Source organism: Pseudomonas sp. FG98 (assembly GCF_057808595.1).
The window spans coordinates 20731-36647 of sequence record NZ_JBMDIJ010000041.1 but is presented as its reverse complement, the minus strand read 5'-3'; the positions used below and the strand labels follow the sequence as shown (position 1 = coordinate 36647).

The window sequence follows — 15917 nt, the reverse complement described above, 5'->3', positions numbered from 1 at the left end:
GTCCCTATGACGGCCGCTGTCTTGGGCACGGCCGTCCTGTTATGATGAGCACCCCGCGGAGCACACCCGGGGCAAAAGACGCCGTATTTAACCACAAGCGCGCAGCTGAAACCAAAGGCTGTGCCGTCGCCTTGTCAGAGCATGTCCGAGATCATTCAACTTAGCGCAGAGGTGCCGTCCGAATTGGGCGGTCAACGCCTCGACCAGGTCGCCGCCCAATTGTTCGCCGAGCACTCGCGCTCGCGCCTTTCCGCCTGGATCAAGGACGGCCTTTTGACCGTCGATGGCAACGTCATGCGTCCCCGTGACATCGTTCACGGCGGCTCCATGCTGGCGCTGCAGGCCGAGCAGGAAGCCCAGGGCGAGTGGGTGGCCCAGGACATCGAACTGGACATCGTCTACGAAGACGACCAGATCCTGGTGATCAACAAGCCCGCCGGGCTGGTGGTCCATCCGGCGGCCGGGCATGCCGACGGCACCTTGCTCAACGCCCTGCTGCACCATGTGCCGGACATCGTCAACGTGCCGCGCGCCGGTATCGTCCATCGTCTGGACAAGGACACCACTGGTCTGATGGTGGTGGCCAAGACCCTCCAGGCGCAGACCAGCCTGGTCGAGCAGCTGCAGAGTCGCAGCGTCAGCCGCATCTATGAATGCATCGTGGTGGGCGTGGTCACTGCCGGCGGCAAGATCGACGCGCCTATCGGTCGTCATGGCGGCATGCGTCAGCGCATGGCGGTCACCGACGGTGGCAAGCCAGCAGTCAGCCATTACCGGGTACTGGAGCGCTTCCGTTCCCACACCCACGTGCGGGTCAAGCTGGAAACCGGACGGACTCACCAGATCCGTGTGCACATGGCCCACATCAACTTCCCGCTGGTCGGCGACCCGGTCTACGGTGGTCGCTTCCGCATTCCACCGGCGGCGAGCCCGACCATGGTCGAGGCGGTCAAGACCTTCCCGCGCCAGGCTCTGCATGCACGTTTCCTGGAATTGCAGCACCCGGTGACCGGGCAGCGCATGAAGTGGTCGTCGCCACTGCCGGATGACTTTGTCTGGCTGCTCTCGCTGCTCAAGCAGGACCGCGAGGCCTTCATCGGATGAGCGACCTGACACCCAACCTGCTGATTCCTGACTGGCCTGCGCCAGCCGGAGTCCGTGCGTGCGTGACCACGCGCGAAGGTGGGGTCAGCCAGGCGCCTTATGAAAGCTTCAACCTCGGTGACCATGTCGGCGATGCGCCGGACGCGGTCGCCGAGAACCGTCGACGCCTCACCGAGGAATGCGCTGCCCGCCCGGCCTGGCTCAAGCAGGTGCACGGCCTGGCAGTAGCCTATGCCGACCCGCAGGTCATCGACGAAGCCGATGCCAGTTGGACCGACACCCCGGGCATCGCCTGCACGGTGATGACCGCAGATTGCCTTCCTGCATTGTTCTGCGACCGTGCCGGAACCCGGGTGGCCGCCGCCCATGCCGGCTGGCGCGGGCTGGTCGGTGGTGTGCTGGAAGCCACGCTGGACACCCTTGCCGTCGATCCTGCCGACGTACTGGTCTGGCTCGGCCCGGCCATCGGCCCGCAAGCCTTCGAAGTCGGCGCCGAGGTGCGCGAAGCCTTCGTCGCGGTTCATCCGCAGACCGATGCCGCCTTTGTGCCCGGAGCACAGCCGGGCAAGTTCATGGCCGACATCTATGCGCTGGCGCGGATCCGCCTCGCTGCCCGTGGCGTCACGGCCGTCTACGGCGGCGGTTATTGCACCGTCAGCGACCCGCGCTTCTTCTCCTACCGTCAAGCGTCCACCACCGGCCGCTTCGCCTCCCTGATCTGGCTCGCGCCCCGCTGACCTGGGTCAAGCCGACTACGCTTGAATCTTCCAGAATCATCCCTATCTAGATAGGCATCTCAGGCAGGCTTTTCTTCATCAGGTGTGTCCATCGCTCCGGCCTGCCCTTTAAAGGAAGGTAACTCATGCGTATAGACCGTTTGACCAGCAAGTTGCAGCTGGCTTTATCCGATTCCCAATCCCTGGCCGTTGGCATGGATCATCCAGCCATCGAGCCCGTCCACCTGTTGCAGGCCCTGATCGACCAGCAGGGCGGTTCGATCCGCCCGTTGCTGATGCAGGTCGGTTTCGACGTCAATGGCCTGCGCACGGCGTTGAGCAAAGAGCTCGACCAGTTGCCGAAAATCCAGAACCCCACCGGCGACGTAAACATGTCCCAGGACCTGGCACGCCTGCTCAACCAGGCCGACCGCCTGGCCCAGCAGAAAGGCGACCAGTTCATTTCCAGCGAACTGGTGCTGCTCGCCGCCATGGACGAGAACAGCAAGCTCGGCAAGCTGCTGCTGAGCCAGGGCGTGAGCAAGAAAGCCCTGGAAAATGCCATCAGCAACCTGCGTGGTGGCGAGGCGGTGAATGATCCGAACGCCGAAGAGTCCCGCCAGGCTCTGGACAAATACACCGTCGACCTGACCAAGCGCGCCGAAGACGGCAAGCTCGATCCGGTGATCGGTCGTGACGACGAAATCCGCCGCACCATCCAGGTCCTGCAGCGCCGGACCAAGAACAACCCGGTGCTGATCGGCGAACCCGGCGTGGGCAAGACCGCTATCGCCGAGGGCCTGGCCCAGCGCATCATCAACGGCGAAGTGCCGGATGGCCTCAAGGGCAAGCGCTTGCTGTCCCTCGACATGGGCGCATTGATCGCTGGCGCCAAGTTCCGCGGCGAGTTCGAGGAGCGCCTCAAAGCGCTGCTCAACGAGCTGTCGAAGCAGGAAGGCCAGATCATCCTGTTTATCGACGAACTGCACACCATGGTCGGCGCCGGCAAGGGCGAGGGTTCCATGGACGCCGGCAACATGCTCAAGCCGGCCCTGGCACGCGGCGAACTGCATTGCGTCGGTGCCACGACCCTGAACGAATACCGCCAGTACATAGAAAAGGACGCAGCGCTGGAGCGGCGTTTCCAGAAGGTCCTGGTGGAGGAGCCGAGCGAGGAAGACACCATCGCCATCCTCCGCGGCCTCAAGGAGCGCTATGAAGTGCACCACAAGGTAGCGATCACCGACGGTGCGATCATTGCCGCAGCCAAGCTCAGCCACCGCTATATCACCGACCGTCAGTTGCCGGACAAGGCCATCGACCTGATCGACGAAGCCGCCAGCCGCATCCGCATGGAGATCGACTCCAAGCCGGAAGTGCTCGACCGTCTGGAACGCCGTCTGATCCAGCTCAAGGTCGAGTCCCAGGCCCTGAAGAAGGAAGACGACGAAGCGGCGATCAAGCGTCTGGAGAAACTGACCGAGGAAATCGCCCGGCTGGAGCGCGAATACGCCGACCTGGAAGAGGTCTGGACTTCGGAAAAAGCCGAAGTGCAGGGTTCGGCGCAGATCCAGCAGAAGATCGAGCAGTCCCGCCAGGAGCTTGAGGCTGCCCGGCGCAAGGGCGACCTGAGCCGCATGGCCGAGCTGCAGTACGGGGTGATCCCCGATCTGGAGCGCAGCCTGCAGATGGTCGACCAGCACGGCAAGTCCGATAACCAGTTGCTGCGCAACAAGGTCACCGAGGAAGAAATCGCCGAAGTGGTGTCGAAGTGGACCGGTATTCCGGTGTCGAAGATGCTCGAAGGCGAGCGGGAAAAACTGCTGAAGATGGAAAGCCTGCTGCACGAGCGGGTGATCGGCCAGGAAGAGGCCGTGGTGGCCGTGGCCAACGCGGTGCGGCGTTCCCGCGCCGGGCTGTCCGACCCGAATCGTCCGAGCGGATCCTTCCTCTTCCTCGGCCCGACCGGCGTCGGCAAGACCGAGCTGTGCAAGGCGCTGGCGGAATTCCTGTTCGATACCGAAGAGGCCATGGTGCGCATCGATATGTCCGAGTTCATGGAGAAACACTCCGTAGCTCGCCTGATCGGCGCCCCGCCAGGCTATGTCGGTTATGAAGAGGGCGGTTACCTGACCGAGGCCGTGCGGCGCAAACCCTACTCGGTGGTGCTGCTGGACGAAGTGGAGAAGGCGCATCCGGATGTGTTCAACGTGCTGCTCCAGGTGCTTGAAGACGGCCGCCTGACCGACAGCCACGGACGCACGGTGGATTTCCGCAATACCGTGATCGTCATGACCTCCAACCTGGGCTCGGCACAGATCCAGGACCTGGTTGGCGACCGTGAGGCACAACGTGCAGCGGTCATGGATGCGGTGGGTTCGCACTTCCGGCCGGAGTTCATCAACCGGATCGACGAAGTGGTGGTGTTCGAGCCGCTGGGCCGCGAGCAGATCGCCGGTATTACGCAGATCCAGCTGGGCCGCCTGCGCAGCCGTCTGGCCGAGCGCGAGCTGAGTCTGGAACTGAGTCCGGAAGCCTTGGACAAGCTGATCGCTGTCGGTTACGACCCGGTCTACGGTGCGCGGCCGTTGAAACGGGCGATCCAGCGCTGGATCGAGAACCCGCTGGCCCAGCTGATCCTGGCTGGTCGCTTCCTGCCGGGCACCTCGATCACCGCGAAAGTGGAAGGCGAGGAGATCGTTTTCGCCTGATTTTACTGGGGTGGAGAAAAGGCCTCGAAATTCGAGGCCTTTTTTCTTTGCATTTTCTTTCGAGTGCTTGTAAAGTGCGCCCCGCTGTAAGTCATCCCGGTTTTCCAGCGGTTTTGGAAATCTGAAAACAAGTTGCAAATCAGTAAGTTGAATGCAAATTGGGGGTTGACAAAGGTTTTGAAGGTTGTAGAATGACGCGCCTCAGAGACATGAACGCAGCGATGCACAAGGTCGAAGGGTTCGAAGCGGTAGTGATACAGCGTTCGAAATTGCAGTAGATGTAAATGAAATTGATAGTTCCGCGATAGCTCAGTCGGTAGAGCAAATGACTGTTAATCATTGGGTCCCTGGTTCGAGTCCAGGTCGCGGAGCCAAATTTCAAGCCGGGGTATAGCGCAGTCCGGTAGCGCGCCTGCTTTGGGAGCAGGATGTCAGGAGTTCGAATCCCCTTACCCCGACCATTTTTGGGTCGTTAGCTCAGTTGGTAGAGCAGTTGGCTTTTAACCAATTGGTCGTAGGTTCGAATCCTACACGACCCACCATTTTCGAGTCCGGTTCGCTGGAGTCGAATCTTAAAAGACTGGAACGCCATTAGCGCCCAGTCATAAAAAAGGCGCCTTTATCGGTGCCTTTTTTTTACCGGGGTATAGCGCAGTCCGGTAGCGCGCCTGCTTTGGGAGCAGGATGTCAGGAGTTCGAATCCCCTTACCCCGACCATATTCAGAAAAAGGGCACCCGCAAGGGTGCCCTTTTTCGTTTGCGTGTCGATATTTTCCTGTTGCGCTCCAACCCCTGTTTTTACTAGGGTTGGCCGCGCAGGGATAGCATTTGGCCATGGTCCTTGGGTACAAACCCGAGGTCCGTGCCTACCCCTGCGCCACCGACGGCCGTGGCAGGCGGGGGAGCCTGGCCCATGTCCGTTTCAACGTCGTCTTGCGACGACCTGATGCAGGAGCAATCGGCATGACAGGACTTCACCGCAACAGACACACTTGGCCATTCAGCCTCACCGCACTGGCCGTGATGACCGCCGCCGCAGCCGTCCAGGCAGACGAGCAGGCCAGATCCTTCAGCAATCCACCGCCCATCCAGCAGACCGCACCGAGTCTGAAAGAGGTTTCCGGCACCCTGTTGCTGAAATCCACCGCACCGGCCAATGCGGCTCTCAACCCTCACGCGGGCCATGAGCGGGTGCTGGACCTGACGATCAAGTACGCCAACAACTACATCTACGACCCGGGCACCCAGCAGCAAGTACCGGTCTATCTGCGCAGCTATCAAGGCACGGGCGTCAATCCCCAGGCACCCTTCGTGGCGCCGACCATTGACGTCACGCCCGGCGATACCGTGCGTATCAACCTGGACAACCAACTGCCCAGCAGCTCGGATTGCGTGACCAAGCCGAAGTCGGTCAACACGCCGCATTGCTTCAACGGTACCAACCTGCACTCCCACGGCCTCTGGGTCAGCCCGACCGGCAACAGCGACAACGTGCTGCTGAAGATCAATCCGCAGCAGAAATTCGAGTACGAATACAACATCCCGTCCGATCACCCGGCTGGCACCTTCTGGTACCACCCGCACTTGCATGGCTCCACTGCGCTGCAGGTGGGTAGCGGCATGGCTGGCGCCCTGATCATTCGCGGTGACCGCCTGCCGACCGACACCTCCAACGGTGATATCGACACCTTGCTCAAGCCCTATCAGGGACAGGACTTCGTCGAGCGCCTGCTGGTGCTGCAACAGATTCCGTACGCCTGCGTCGGCGCGGCGGGGCACGGCGCGATCAAGAAGAAGAAGGACAGCAAGGGCAATGATGTCGTCGATTGGAGTTGCGCCCAGGGCGAGACTGGCGTGGTGGAGTCCTATGACCAGTTCGGTCCTGGCAGTTGGGCGGCTTCTGGTCGCTTCACCAGCGTCAACGGCCTGGTGCAGCCACACTTCTCGGCGCGCACCAGTGATGTCCAGCGCTGGCGGATCGTGCACGCCGGTGTCCGCGACACCGTCAACCTGCAGTTCGTCAAGCTCAAGGACAGTGCGGTGGCGTTGAGCAAGAAAGGCGTTTCGGCGGCTGAGGCACCGGGCTTCATCGCGCAGAACTGCGTTGGTGATGCACTGCCGTATCAGGTCATTGCCGCCGATGGCCTGACCTACGCCCAAGCCCAGCAGAAAGACCAGGTGACCTTGCAGCCGGGTTATCGCAACGATCTGCTGATTTCCTTCCCCGAGAAGGGCAATTACTGCGTGATCGACCGCGCGGGCCCGCCTAGCGGTGAGGTGACTCAGGAACAAGGCCAGCATCAACTGCTCGGTTTCGTCGATGTGGAAGGGGCCGCAGTCGCCCAGGGCAGCAACTACATCCGCGATCAACTGGTCGCGGCCGCCAAGGTGAACATGCCGGCCGGCAGTGTTCGCGACAAAGTGGTCGCTGATCTGCAAACCGGATTCTCGCTGGCCAGTTTCGTGCCCCACAGCGATATCCAGAACAGCGAACTGATGGCTGAAGAGCAGCAGTTGGTGTTCAAGATCACCCCGAATGGCGCCAATACCACCTTCGCCATCGGCACCACGGCCGACAATGCCGTGCCTTACGATCCGGATGTGGTCAACCGCGAACTGAAACTGGGCACTGCGCAGCGCTGGAGCCTGCAATCGGCACTGGCCGGGCATCCGTTCCATATCCACGTCAACCCGTTCCAGATCGAGGAAATCATTGCGCCGGATGGTACCGACCTCAGCAAGCCGGGGGCCAAGGACGCGCTGGATGGCGATACCCAGTACGCCGGCCTCAAGGGGGTGTGGAAGGACACCTTGTTCGTCAAGCCAATCACCAACGGCAAGTACTACACGATCAAGGTGAAGACGCGTTACCAGCGCTATATCGGTGAGTTCGTGCTGCACTGCCACATCCTCGATCACGAGGACCAGGGCATGATGCAGAACGTGCGGATTTCCCTGGACGGGAAGGCGGGAGACGCCCACCACTGATGTAAAAAACCGGGCCTGCAAGGCCCGGTTTTCATTTCGATCAAGCAGTGATCAGTGCAGTTTCAAGCGCGGCTCGGTACCCCGGCCGATCCGGCTGCCGAGCATCAGCATCAGGGTGCGGAAGGTGCCGTACAGGGCCATCTGGTGCATGCGGTACAACGACACATAGAACATCCGCGCCAGCCAGCCTTCGAGCATGACGCTGCCGGTCAGGTTGCCCATCAGGTTGCCCACCGCCGAGAAGCGCGACAGCGATACCAGCGAGCCATAGTCACGGTAGACGTAGTCCGCCAGCGGTTTGCCTTCCAGGCGTGCCTTGAGGCTCTTGGCCAGCAGCGATGCCTGCTGGTGCGCAGCCTGGGCCCGTGGCGGTACATTGCGGTCGCTGCCCGGTTGCGGGCAGGCGGCGCAGTCGCCGAAAGCGAAGATATCGTCGTCCAGGGTGGTTTGCAGCGTAGGACGTACCACCAACTGATTGATCCGGTTGGTCTCCAGGCCGTCGATTTCCTTGAGGAAGGCCGGCGCGCGAATCCCCGCGGCCCAGACCTTCAGGCTGGCTTCGATCACATCACCACTGGCGGTCTTCAGGCTATCGGCGCTGACTTCGCTGACCGCTGCGTTGGTCATCACCTTGACCCCGAGCTTTTCCAGGGTCTGGTGCACCGGCACGCTGATCCGTTCCGGCAGCGCCGGCAACACCCGTGGACCGGCTTCGATAATGGTTATCTGCATATCTTCCGGCTTGATCCGGTCCAGACCATAGGCCGCCAGTTCGTGGGCCGCGTGATGCAGCTCGGCAGCCAGCTCGACCCCGGTGGCACCGGCGCCGACGATGGCGACGCTGATCTTTTCCTTGGCCTGGTCGCCGGCATGGGCACGCAGATAGTGGTTGAGCAACTGCTGGTGGAAGCGCTCGGCCTGCTTGCGGGTATCGAGGAACAGGCAGTGCTGCGCCGCGCCCAGAGTGCCGAAGTCGTTGGTGTTGCTGCCGACGGCGATCACCAGGGTGTCATAGCCCAGGGTACGCGCAGGCAGCAGCTCGCGGCCATCCTCGTCGAGGGTGGCGGCCAGCTGGATCTGCTTGGTGGCGCGGTCCAGGCCGCTCATGCGGCCGAGCTGGAACTGGAAGTGATTCCACTTGGCCTGGGCCACGTAGTTCAGCTCGTCTTCCGAGGAGTTCAGCGAACCGGCGGCCACTTCGTGCAGCAGCGGTTTCCAGATGTGGGTCAGGTTGGCGTCGACCAGGGTGATCTCGGCACTGCCTTTCCTACCCAGGGTCTTGCCCAGGCGGGTCGCCAGTTCCAGGCCGCCGGCGCCGCCGCCGACAATCACGATGCGGTGTGTCATGGAGATATCTCATAAGGTTTGCGGAATTCGAATTCGGGCCCCGAGTGGACGGCCGCGCGAGGCGGGCGGAGTGGGCGAGCGCAAGGCAGCTCATAGCACCAACAAACTCAGGAGGCGGCTCAACAGGCCCAGACCCACGGTCACGCCAACCACCAGAACAAGGAGCAGCCATGGCCGGAAAGGCTTGCGCTCGACTTGATGATGGGGGGCTTGCAGGTACTGATCGACACGTCGCTGGTCTTCGGGGGTCAGGCGGCTGGTCATGGTGGCCTCGGCAAATAGACGCTTGTGACTGTGGGAAAGCTACAGCGTTCACTGTAGCCGTTTGCCACTGGCGTACCTGCCGGCAAATGCTCTGGAGCGAAATGATTGCGCTTTGTATCACCGCTGGGGGATTTATGCCATCCCGCCATGGCAGGGGACTGCCATGCAACGCGGACCCTGTGGGAGCGGCTGTTAGCCGCGATCGGCGGCGAAGCCGTCGTAAAACCTAAGTCCCAGATCTGTCTGACACACCGAGAACACAGGTTTTATGGCCGCTTCGCGCCCAATCGCGGCTAACAGCCCACAGGGTCTGTGTTACGCCTGATTGAGTTGTGTAGATACCCATGCAGCGATAGGGCCCTAAAGACTGATCCCCACATCGAAAACAATGCTTCGCCCCAGATTGCTGCGCAGAAAGTCCGGCGCATCCGGATGGGCAAAGATCACCCTGGCAAAGGTCGGACCTACCAGTGACAGCGAGCGCCAGCCCTGGCGCAGATACTCGGTAGGCGGCGGAAAGTGGCTGTTCAGGTCCAGCGTCTCGCGCTTCAGGGCAGTGAAGGCGATGATATCCAGCTCTCCCAGGTCCAGCCCGCGTTCGCGATAGTTGTGCGCCTTCTTGCGCAAGGTCGGTGCCAGGCGTTGCAGCAGTTCCGGGGCGCCGATCCGTCGCGGACGGGCTTCACGTCGCACCAGTTGCGCCAGGGAAAACGCACTGCGCCGTCGCTGCAACTCCTCGCGCCACTCGTCGTTCAGACGACGCCCTTCATCCAGGACGAAAAACACCTCGAACGCCGCATCGCGGAACAAAACATCCGGCGGCTCTTGCCCGGCGGCGGTGAAATCCTCGCTGCGATAGGGAATGTTCAAGCCTTGCAGCAGGCGCTGGCAGACCCAACGCTCGCGCTCCCATTTGCGGGCATTGGAGAGAAACGCATTGGCTTGTTCGGCCTGGATGGTAAGCAGGCGCAGGTAGTCTGAGTCGTCCATGGAGACAAGCTTAGCGCTCAATTGCCTGCTTGCGCGGAGCAAGTGGCTGATTCTGGTCGGGTTTGCCTGCTCCAGCGCAGGGCAGGGTGTTTTCCCGGGTGTAGACTTCGAGGATTCCCCGTAAAGAAGGGCTGCCTGCCGTGATTGCTGCGCAACTGCTCTCGGATTTGAGCCTGACCCTCGGCTGGCTGGCCTTCGTGCCCCTGCTGGCATGGGCGGCGGCGCGTACCCGCTGGGTCGAGCTGTTTACCGACAGCCGGCGCCAGCACCTGTTGTTCGGCACGGTCTTCGCGCTGTTCGCCCTATGGCTGGTACGCCGGGATTTCGAGACCGGCGTGTCCTATCACTTTATCGGCATGACCGCCGTGACCCTGTTGCTGGACTGGCCGCTGGCGGTGCTTGGTGGCTGTATCGCCCAGCTCGGGCTGGTAGCCCTTGGCCGCCAGGACCTCGCCGCCATGGGGGTGAACGGTGTCTTGCTGATCGGCATCCCGGTGCTGGTCACCGAATGCTGCGCGATCCTTGTGGAACGGGCGCAGCCGCGCAACCTGTTCGTCTATATCTTCTGCTCGGGATTCTTCGCCGCAGCCTTGTCGGCGCTGCTCTGCCTGCTGGCGAGCCTGGGCGTGCTATGGCTGGACGGGCGCTTCGCGATGCCGGTATGGCTGGAGGACTTTATCGGCTACCTGTGGCTGATCATGTTCCCCGAGGCCTTTATCAACGGGATGGTGATCAGCGCATTGGTGGTGTTCTGCCCGGAATGGCTGGAGACCTTCAACAGGACCCGCTATCTGCAGGCCCCGTGGAAAGATGGCGAGCCTTAGTGCGGCTCGCGGGGGCTGAATTCGCCGGAGAACAGTTCGTCCTCGGCATCCGGTGCAACCGGGATCTTGTGCTCTTCGGCGGCCCAGGCGCCGAGGTCGATCAGCTTGCAACGATCGGAGCAGAACGGACGGTAGGTGCTGGCGCTGCTCCATTCGACAGGGGCGCCGCAGGTCGGGCAATCAACGGTGACGGGCTGGCTCATTCGCGGCCTCCTCGTAAAGTCAGGTAATAGGTGTGCAGGCGGTCGACCTCCGAGTGCAGCCAGGCGATATCGCGGTCGTTGACCAGCACATCGTCGGCATGCCGCAGACGTTCTTCCCGGCTGGCCTGGGCCTTGAGAATGGCCTGGACCTGTTCCGGGCTGGTCTGGTCGCGCAGCAGGGTGCGCTCGACCTGCAGGTTCTGTGGCGCATCGATCACCAGCAGGCGGTCGGTGCGCTGGTACTGGCCGGATTCGATCATCAGTGGCGAAACGAACACCGCATAAGGCGATTCGGCCTTGGCCAGATAGCTGAAGATTTCCTGGCCGATCAGCGGGTGCAGCAGGGCTTCGAGCCAGCGGCGCTGTTCGGGGTCGGCGAAGATCAGCTGGCGCAGGGCGGTGCGATCGAGTTGGCCATCCTCGAGCAGTACGCCGGGGCCGAAGTGCTCGACGATACGAGCCAGGGCGGGGCGGCCAGGCTCGACCACCCAGCGCGCGGCCTGGTCGGCGTCCACCAGGTGCACACCCAGCTCGACGAAACGTTGCGCAGCCGCGCTCTTGCCGCTGCCAATGCCTCCGGTGAGGCCGAGAATCCAGGGGGTGAAAGCGGGCGTTGTCATCAGGATCCAGCGAAATGCAGATAAGAAGCGGGTATTTGACCACCCCAGAGCAGTGCGATCCAGCCCGCGAGTGCCAGATAGGGCCCGAAGGGGATCGGCGTCGCCATCTGGCGGCCTTTCACCCGTAGCTGCACCAGGCCCACCACAGCCCCCAGCAGCGAGCTGAACAGCAGGATGAAGGGCAGCGTCTGCCAGCCGCCCCAGGCGCCGAGCATCGCCAGCAGCTTGAAATCGCCGTAGCCCATGCCGTCCCTGCCGGTGATCAGGCGAAACAACCAGTACACCGACCACAGGATCAGGTAACCAGCGACCGCCCCCCACAGCGCCTGGTCCAGCGGGACGAACAGGTCGAAGGCATTGACTATCAGGCCCAGCCATAGCAGCGGCAATACCAGGGCGTCATGCAGCAACTGGTGTTCGATATCGATCAGGCTCAGCACCAGCAGGCCCCAGCTCAACAGCATGAAGGCTGCCGCGCTGGCGCTGACACCGAAATGCCAGGCAGCGAAGACGGTCAGTCCGGCGCTGGCCAGTTCGACCAGCGGGTAGCGCGGGCTGATCCGGGTATGGCAGGCGGAGCAGCGTCCGCGCAGCAGCAGGTAGCCGAGCAGCGGGATGTTTTCCCATGGGCGGATGCGATGTTGGCAGTGTGGGCAATGGGAGGAGGGGAGAAACAGGTCGAAGCGCTCGCCGGCGGGGAGCTCCGGCAGGGCCAGGGCCTCACGGGCCTCTGCCTGCCAGCGACGTTCCATCATCAACGGCAGTCGATGCACCAGTACATTCAGGAAGCTGCCGACGATCAACCCCAGCAGCAAGGCGCTGCCCAGGTAGATCGACGGCTGGCTGGCGAAAAGGTCCCACAGGTTCATGTCAGATCACGTCACCCAACTGGAAGATCGGCAGGTACATGGCAATCACCAGGCTGCCGATCAGCAGGCCGAGGACCAGCACGATTACCGGTTCGAGCAGGCTGGTCAGGTTTTCCATCAACTGGTCGATGGACTGCTCATGGTGGTTGGCAATGCGATTGAGCATATCGTCGAGGGTGCCCGATGTCTCGCCGATGCCGCACATCTGCACGCAAAGATGGGGAAACAGCGGGCTGGCGCGCATGGCCGCGCTCAACGACAGGCCGTTGCCGAGGTCCTGGCGCAGGCGGCGGATCGCCCGCTCGAACAGGGCGTTGCCGCAGGCCTTGGCCACCGGCACCAGCGCGTCCGTCAATGGAATGCCGGCGGCGAAACAGGTGTGCAGGGTCCGGGCGAAACGGGCCATCGCCGCATGGCGCAACAGCGTGCCCACCAGCGGCAGGCGGTGAGCGAGACCCAGTACCCATAGATGAAAGGCCTGGTGATGGCGAAACAGCTGGCGCACACCGAGCCCCGCAAGCAACAGGGCCAGGCTCAAGGCCAGCAGGTGGGCGGACAGCCAGTCGGCCAGATCGATGACCATCCGCGTGAAGGGCGGCAATTCAGAGCCCATGCCGGCGAACAGCACCTCGAACTGCGGCACCACATGCAACAGCAGCAGGCTGGAAACCCCCAGGCCGACCATCAGCACCAGCAGCGGATACAGCATGGCCTTGCGCATGCGCGAGCGCAGGGCGGCGCGTTTTTCCTGGTAGGTCGCCAGCTGGTCGAGCAGGGTATCCAGGCGCCCGGACGCCTCGCCCACCGCCACCAGGTTGCAGTACAGCCCATCGAAATAGCGCGGATGCTTGCGCAATGCCTCGGCCAGGCTGGTGCCTGCACTGATATCACGCTTGAGTGCGGCCAGCAGGTTGATCATGCGCGGATGGCGGCTGCCGTCGGCGATGATGTCCAGGCCATGCAGCAAGGGAATCCCTGCCTGGAACAGCGTGGCCAGGTGGCGGCTGAGCTGGGTCAACTGCGCGGCGTTGATCTCCCGCGACAACTGCAGGGTCGCGAGCCGTCGCGAATGACGGATGCGGGTGGTATGGATGCCGCGCTTGCGCAGCATCGCCTTGACCAGCGCCGGGCTCTGCCCGTCGCTGCGGCCGCTGACCCGGGTGCCGTTACGATCGACCCCCTGCCAGCTGTAGGTTCTGGTTTTCATATGGTGCGACGTCCTTGTTGCGTTAGGCCAAACACAATTTCCGTTACAGCTCCATCCGGCAGCGTTACCCGGCCCGCACTAGAGTAGACGAGCCACGCCAAGCGACCCTGTTCAGCGAGGTGACAAAAGGTGTCGGTTCGGGCCTACTGGCGCGCTTGTCGGCACGGCCGGCCGAAATGACTTGCGGATTTGAAGATGGGGAATACGTCCATGAGGATGCAACGCGGTATTACATTGATCGAGCTGATGATAGTGATCGCCATCATCGGCCTCTTGCTCACCATTGCCATGCCGCTCTACACCGACCACCAGGCGCGCACCAAGGCCACCGCTGGCCTGGCGGAGATCACCGCCTTGAAAACCGCCTTCGAAGTGCGCCTTAGCCAGGGCCAGGACATCAGCGGCCCGACCCAGCTCGGCGGCCAGGAACGCACGGCCCACTGCACCATCAGCGCCACGGCCGTCGCCGCCAGCGGCACTGGCAGTATCGCCTGCACCCTGCTCGACGCCCCGGCCCCGGTCCAGGGCAAGACCCTCACCCTGACCCGCAGCGCCAGTGGCTGGGCCTGCACCACCGACGCCAGCGCCGATCACGCCCCCAAAGGCTGCACCAGCACGGCTCAATAGTCGTTATGAAACAGTCAATTGCGCAACCCGCGCGGCAGTGGTAGCGTTGCTGCCACGCCGGTGTAGCTCAGTCGGTAGAGCAGCGCACTCGTAACGCGAAGGTCGCAGGTTCGATTCCTGTCTCCGGCACCAGTAAAATCAAGGGATTAGGCGTACTCCATTCTCACCGCAGTTTGGCTTGACAACGGGATAACTGTTTAGGGAATAAGGTTTCTCATATCGTGACATTTATCCCCCCCCCTCAAAGTTAACTATTGCAGCTCGAACTTGTTCTAGGGCGGAAAGTTATCAAGGTGTCTTCTCTGTTTTGGGTCATCATCTTCGGACCTGTAGGTAAATTTTTTGGCCTTGGATTATTCTGTGTGCTCAAGGAGTGGCAATGCAGGACAGTCATCCGGTTTGGGATGTTTACGATCAGCTCAGAACGGCTCGGTTGAATGAGTTGTACTATGGGCGTCGACTGCTCAGTTATGAACGCATTAATTTTTGTTCCGAAGTAGTCGTGGCCGTGACCTCCTCATCTGCTGTTGCAGGATTGGCTTTTTGGAGCAGTGAAGCTGGGAACCCAGCCTGGAAAGCAATGTTGGCATTGGCAGCTGTGGTCACTGTATTGAAACCTCTGCTGAATCTCACGAAGAGGATTCGTTCTTACGAAGAGCTGTTCTCAGGCTATCGCTTACTGTTTCACGACTTGAAGGACCTGCGCATAGATATCAGCCAAGCTCAAGATTACACCGGGGAGCACCAGACTCGTTTCAAAAAAATCATAGAGAAGCAGAGATTGCTGGCTGATAAATCTCCGGAGAGGATGGAGCACGGTCGGGTTAAGTCGGAGTGTCAAGCAGTCGTATTGGCAGAGTTTCCGGCACGTGCGTTTTTTATCCCAGGAGGATGAGATGGCAGGCAAAGATCGGGATCCCCAGCCTCCTCATGAGCATGAGCATGAGCATGAGCATGAGCATGAGCATGAGCATGAGCATGAGCATGAGGACGACTATGACGATGATTCGGTTCGTAGCCATGAGGACGAGCTGGAGCATTTTTGGTCGGATGAGGAGGAGACTGAATGCAATGATGATCACCTGATTCCTAATCATATTGAGCCGGACAAGCCCTGGCCCAGAGAATGAAGGTGTCGCATATTTTTTCGATGCCCCAGTTTCATGTAAGCGCGCCATGAACCCCACATTCAAAGCGCATACCTGATCCCCGATGCTGTGCTCCCGATTTCTTTCTGGAGCTTGCCGACGATGATGCGACCCGACCTCAAAGTCAAAAAGTGTACCTCTATCCCAAGCCCGTCGACTTTCAAAAGTCCATCGATGACCTGGCCGCGCTGGTCGAACTCGATATCAAGGTGGCGGTGTTCGACCCGGTGCTGTTCGTTTTCCTCAACAAACCGTGCAACCGCGTGAAGATCTTGTATTGGGAACGCAACGGCTTCTGA

16 protein-coding genes and 5 tRNA genes are annotated in these 15917 nt (G+C 61.5%); 14 read left to right on the top strand and 7 right to left on the bottom strand.

The features are described 5' to 3' along the window. Window positions 1-141 precede the first annotated feature (141 nt). The 8 genes from rluD (at window position 142) to ACODSK_RS21005 (ending at window position 7519) form a co-directional block, all read left to right on the top strand. Window positions 142-1104 carry a 23S rRNA pseudouridine(1911/1915/1917) synthase RluD gene (gene rluD / locus ACODSK_RS21040; RefSeq protein WP_489018855.1) on the top strand — a complete coding sequence of 321 codons (963 nt, stop codon included), beginning with the start codon at window positions 142-144 and terminating at the stop codon, window positions 1102-1104. Further along, window positions 1101-1841 (top strand): peptidoglycan editing factor PgeF, encoded by a 741-nt coding sequence (pgeF, locus tag ACODSK_RS21035; RefSeq protein WP_489018854.1) that lies wholly within the window; start codon window positions 1101-1103, stop codon window positions 1839-1841. The genes rluD and pgeF overlap by 4 nt, the downstream gene beginning before the upstream one ends. 125 nt (window positions 1842-1966) lie before the next feature. Further along, a complete protein-coding gene (clpB, locus tag ACODSK_RS21030) occupies window positions 1967-4531 on the top strand; it encodes an ATP-dependent chaperone ClpB (RefSeq protein WP_489018853.1) in 2565 nt (854 codons plus the stop codon). A 298-nt stretch (window positions 4532-4829) separates the two neighbouring features. After that, window positions 4830-4905, top strand: a tRNA-Asn gene (locus tag ACODSK_RS21025). A gap of 10 nt (window positions 4906-4915) precedes the next feature. Then, window positions 4916-4992 (top strand) — tRNA-Pro (locus ACODSK_RS21020). A 5-nt stretch (window positions 4993-4997) separates the two neighbouring features. Beyond that, window positions 4998-5073, top strand: a tRNA-Lys gene (locus ACODSK_RS21015). Between the two features lie 98 nt (window positions 5074-5171). Then, window positions 5172-5248, top strand: a tRNA-Pro gene (locus ACODSK_RS21010). Window positions 5249-5494: 246 nt separating this feature from the next. Beyond that, window positions 5495-7519: a multicopper oxidase family protein gene (locus tag ACODSK_RS21005; RefSeq protein ID WP_489018852.1), complete on the top strand. Its 2025-nt coding sequence runs from the start codon at window positions 5495-5497 to the stop codon at window positions 7517-7519. A gap of 51 nt (window positions 7520-7570) precedes the next feature. Here ACODSK_RS21005 and ACODSK_RS21000 read toward each other — a convergent pair whose 3' ends face one another. The 3 genes from ACODSK_RS21000 to ACODSK_RS20990 all read right to left on the bottom strand — a co-directional run bounded on the left by ACODSK_RS21000 (window position 7571) and on the right by ACODSK_RS20990 (window position 10120). Further along, window positions 7571-8866, bottom strand: coding sequence for an NAD(P)/FAD-dependent oxidoreductase (locus ACODSK_RS21000; protein ID WP_489018850.1), 1296 nt, complete (start codon window positions 8864-8866; stop codon window positions 7571-7573). Between the two features lie 90 nt (window positions 8867-8956). Further along, a complete protein-coding gene (locus ACODSK_RS20995; protein WP_009403502.1) occupies window positions 8957-9130 on the bottom strand; it encodes a DUF3094 family protein in 174 nt (57 codons plus the stop codon). 360 nt (window positions 9131-9490) lie between these two features. After that, window positions 9491-10120, bottom strand: coding sequence for a DUF1780 domain-containing protein (locus ACODSK_RS20990; protein ID WP_489018848.1), 630 nt, complete (start codon window positions 10118-10120; stop codon window positions 9491-9493). A 140-nt stretch (window positions 10121-10260) separates the two neighbouring features. Between ACODSK_RS20990 and ACODSK_RS20985 the strand changes: the two genes are divergently transcribed. Further along, the gene (locus ACODSK_RS20985) at window positions 10261-10944 is read left to right on the top strand and encodes an energy-coupling factor ABC transporter permease (RefSeq protein ID WP_489018846.1); all 684 of its coding nucleotides are present in this window, start codon (window positions 10261-10263) and stop codon (window positions 10942-10944) included. Here ACODSK_RS20985 and yacG read toward each other — a convergent pair. From yacG to ACODSK_RS20965, 4 genes are read right to left on the bottom strand one after another with little or no spacing between them, the layout of a single operon-like run. Continuing rightward, complete coding sequence (gene yacG / locus ACODSK_RS20980) at window positions 10941-11147, bottom strand: DNA gyrase inhibitor YacG (RefSeq protein ID WP_489018845.1); 207 nt, start codon at window positions 11145-11147, stop codon at window positions 10941-10943. The two genes, ACODSK_RS20985 and yacG, sit on opposite strands and share 4 nt — an antisense overlap. Next, the gene (gene coaE, locus ACODSK_RS20975; RefSeq protein ID WP_489018844.1) at window positions 11144-11767 is read right to left on the bottom strand and encodes a dephospho-CoA kinase; all 624 of its coding nucleotides are present in this window, start codon (window positions 11765-11767) and stop codon (window positions 11144-11146) included. The genes yacG and coaE overlap by 4 nt, the downstream gene beginning before the upstream one ends. After that, complete coding sequence (locus ACODSK_RS20970) at window positions 11767-12636, bottom strand: prepilin peptidase (RefSeq protein ID WP_489018843.1); 870 nt, start codon at window positions 12634-12636, stop codon at window positions 11767-11769. The genes coaE and ACODSK_RS20970 overlap by 1 nt, the downstream gene beginning before the upstream one ends. Window position 12637: 1 nt before the next feature. After that, the gene (locus ACODSK_RS20965) at window positions 12638-13843 is read right to left on the bottom strand and encodes a type II secretion system F family protein (RefSeq protein WP_489018842.1); all 1206 of its coding nucleotides are present in this window, start codon (window positions 13841-13843) and stop codon (window positions 12638-12640) included. 210 nt (window positions 13844-14053) lie between these two features. Between ACODSK_RS20965 and ACODSK_RS20960 the strand changes: the two genes are divergently transcribed. From ACODSK_RS20960 to tnpB, 5 genes are all read left to right on the top strand, one after another. Then, the gene (locus ACODSK_RS20960) at window positions 14054-14470 is read left to right on the top strand and encodes a pilin (protein WP_489018841.1); all 417 of its coding nucleotides are present in this window, start codon (window positions 14054-14056) and stop codon (window positions 14468-14470) included. A 56-nt stretch (window positions 14471-14526) separates the two neighbouring features. Continuing rightward, window positions 14527-14602, top strand: a tRNA-Thr gene (locus ACODSK_RS20955). Window positions 14603-14849: 247 nt separating this feature from the next. Beyond that, entirely contained in the window at window positions 14850-15365 is a 516-nt protein-coding gene (locus ACODSK_RS20950; RefSeq protein WP_489018840.1) for a hypothetical protein, read from the top strand. 1 nt (window position 15366) lies between these two features. Next, a complete protein-coding gene (locus ACODSK_RS20945; RefSeq protein WP_489018839.1) occupies window positions 15367-15600 on the top strand; it encodes a hypothetical protein in 234 nt (77 codons plus the stop codon). Between the two features lie 149 nt (window positions 15601-15749). Continuing rightward, window positions 15750-15917, top strand: a complete 168-nt coding sequence (gene tnpB / locus ACODSK_RS20940) for an IS66 family insertion sequence element accessory protein TnpB (protein WP_489018838.1) — start codon at window positions 15750-15752, stop codon at window positions 15915-15917.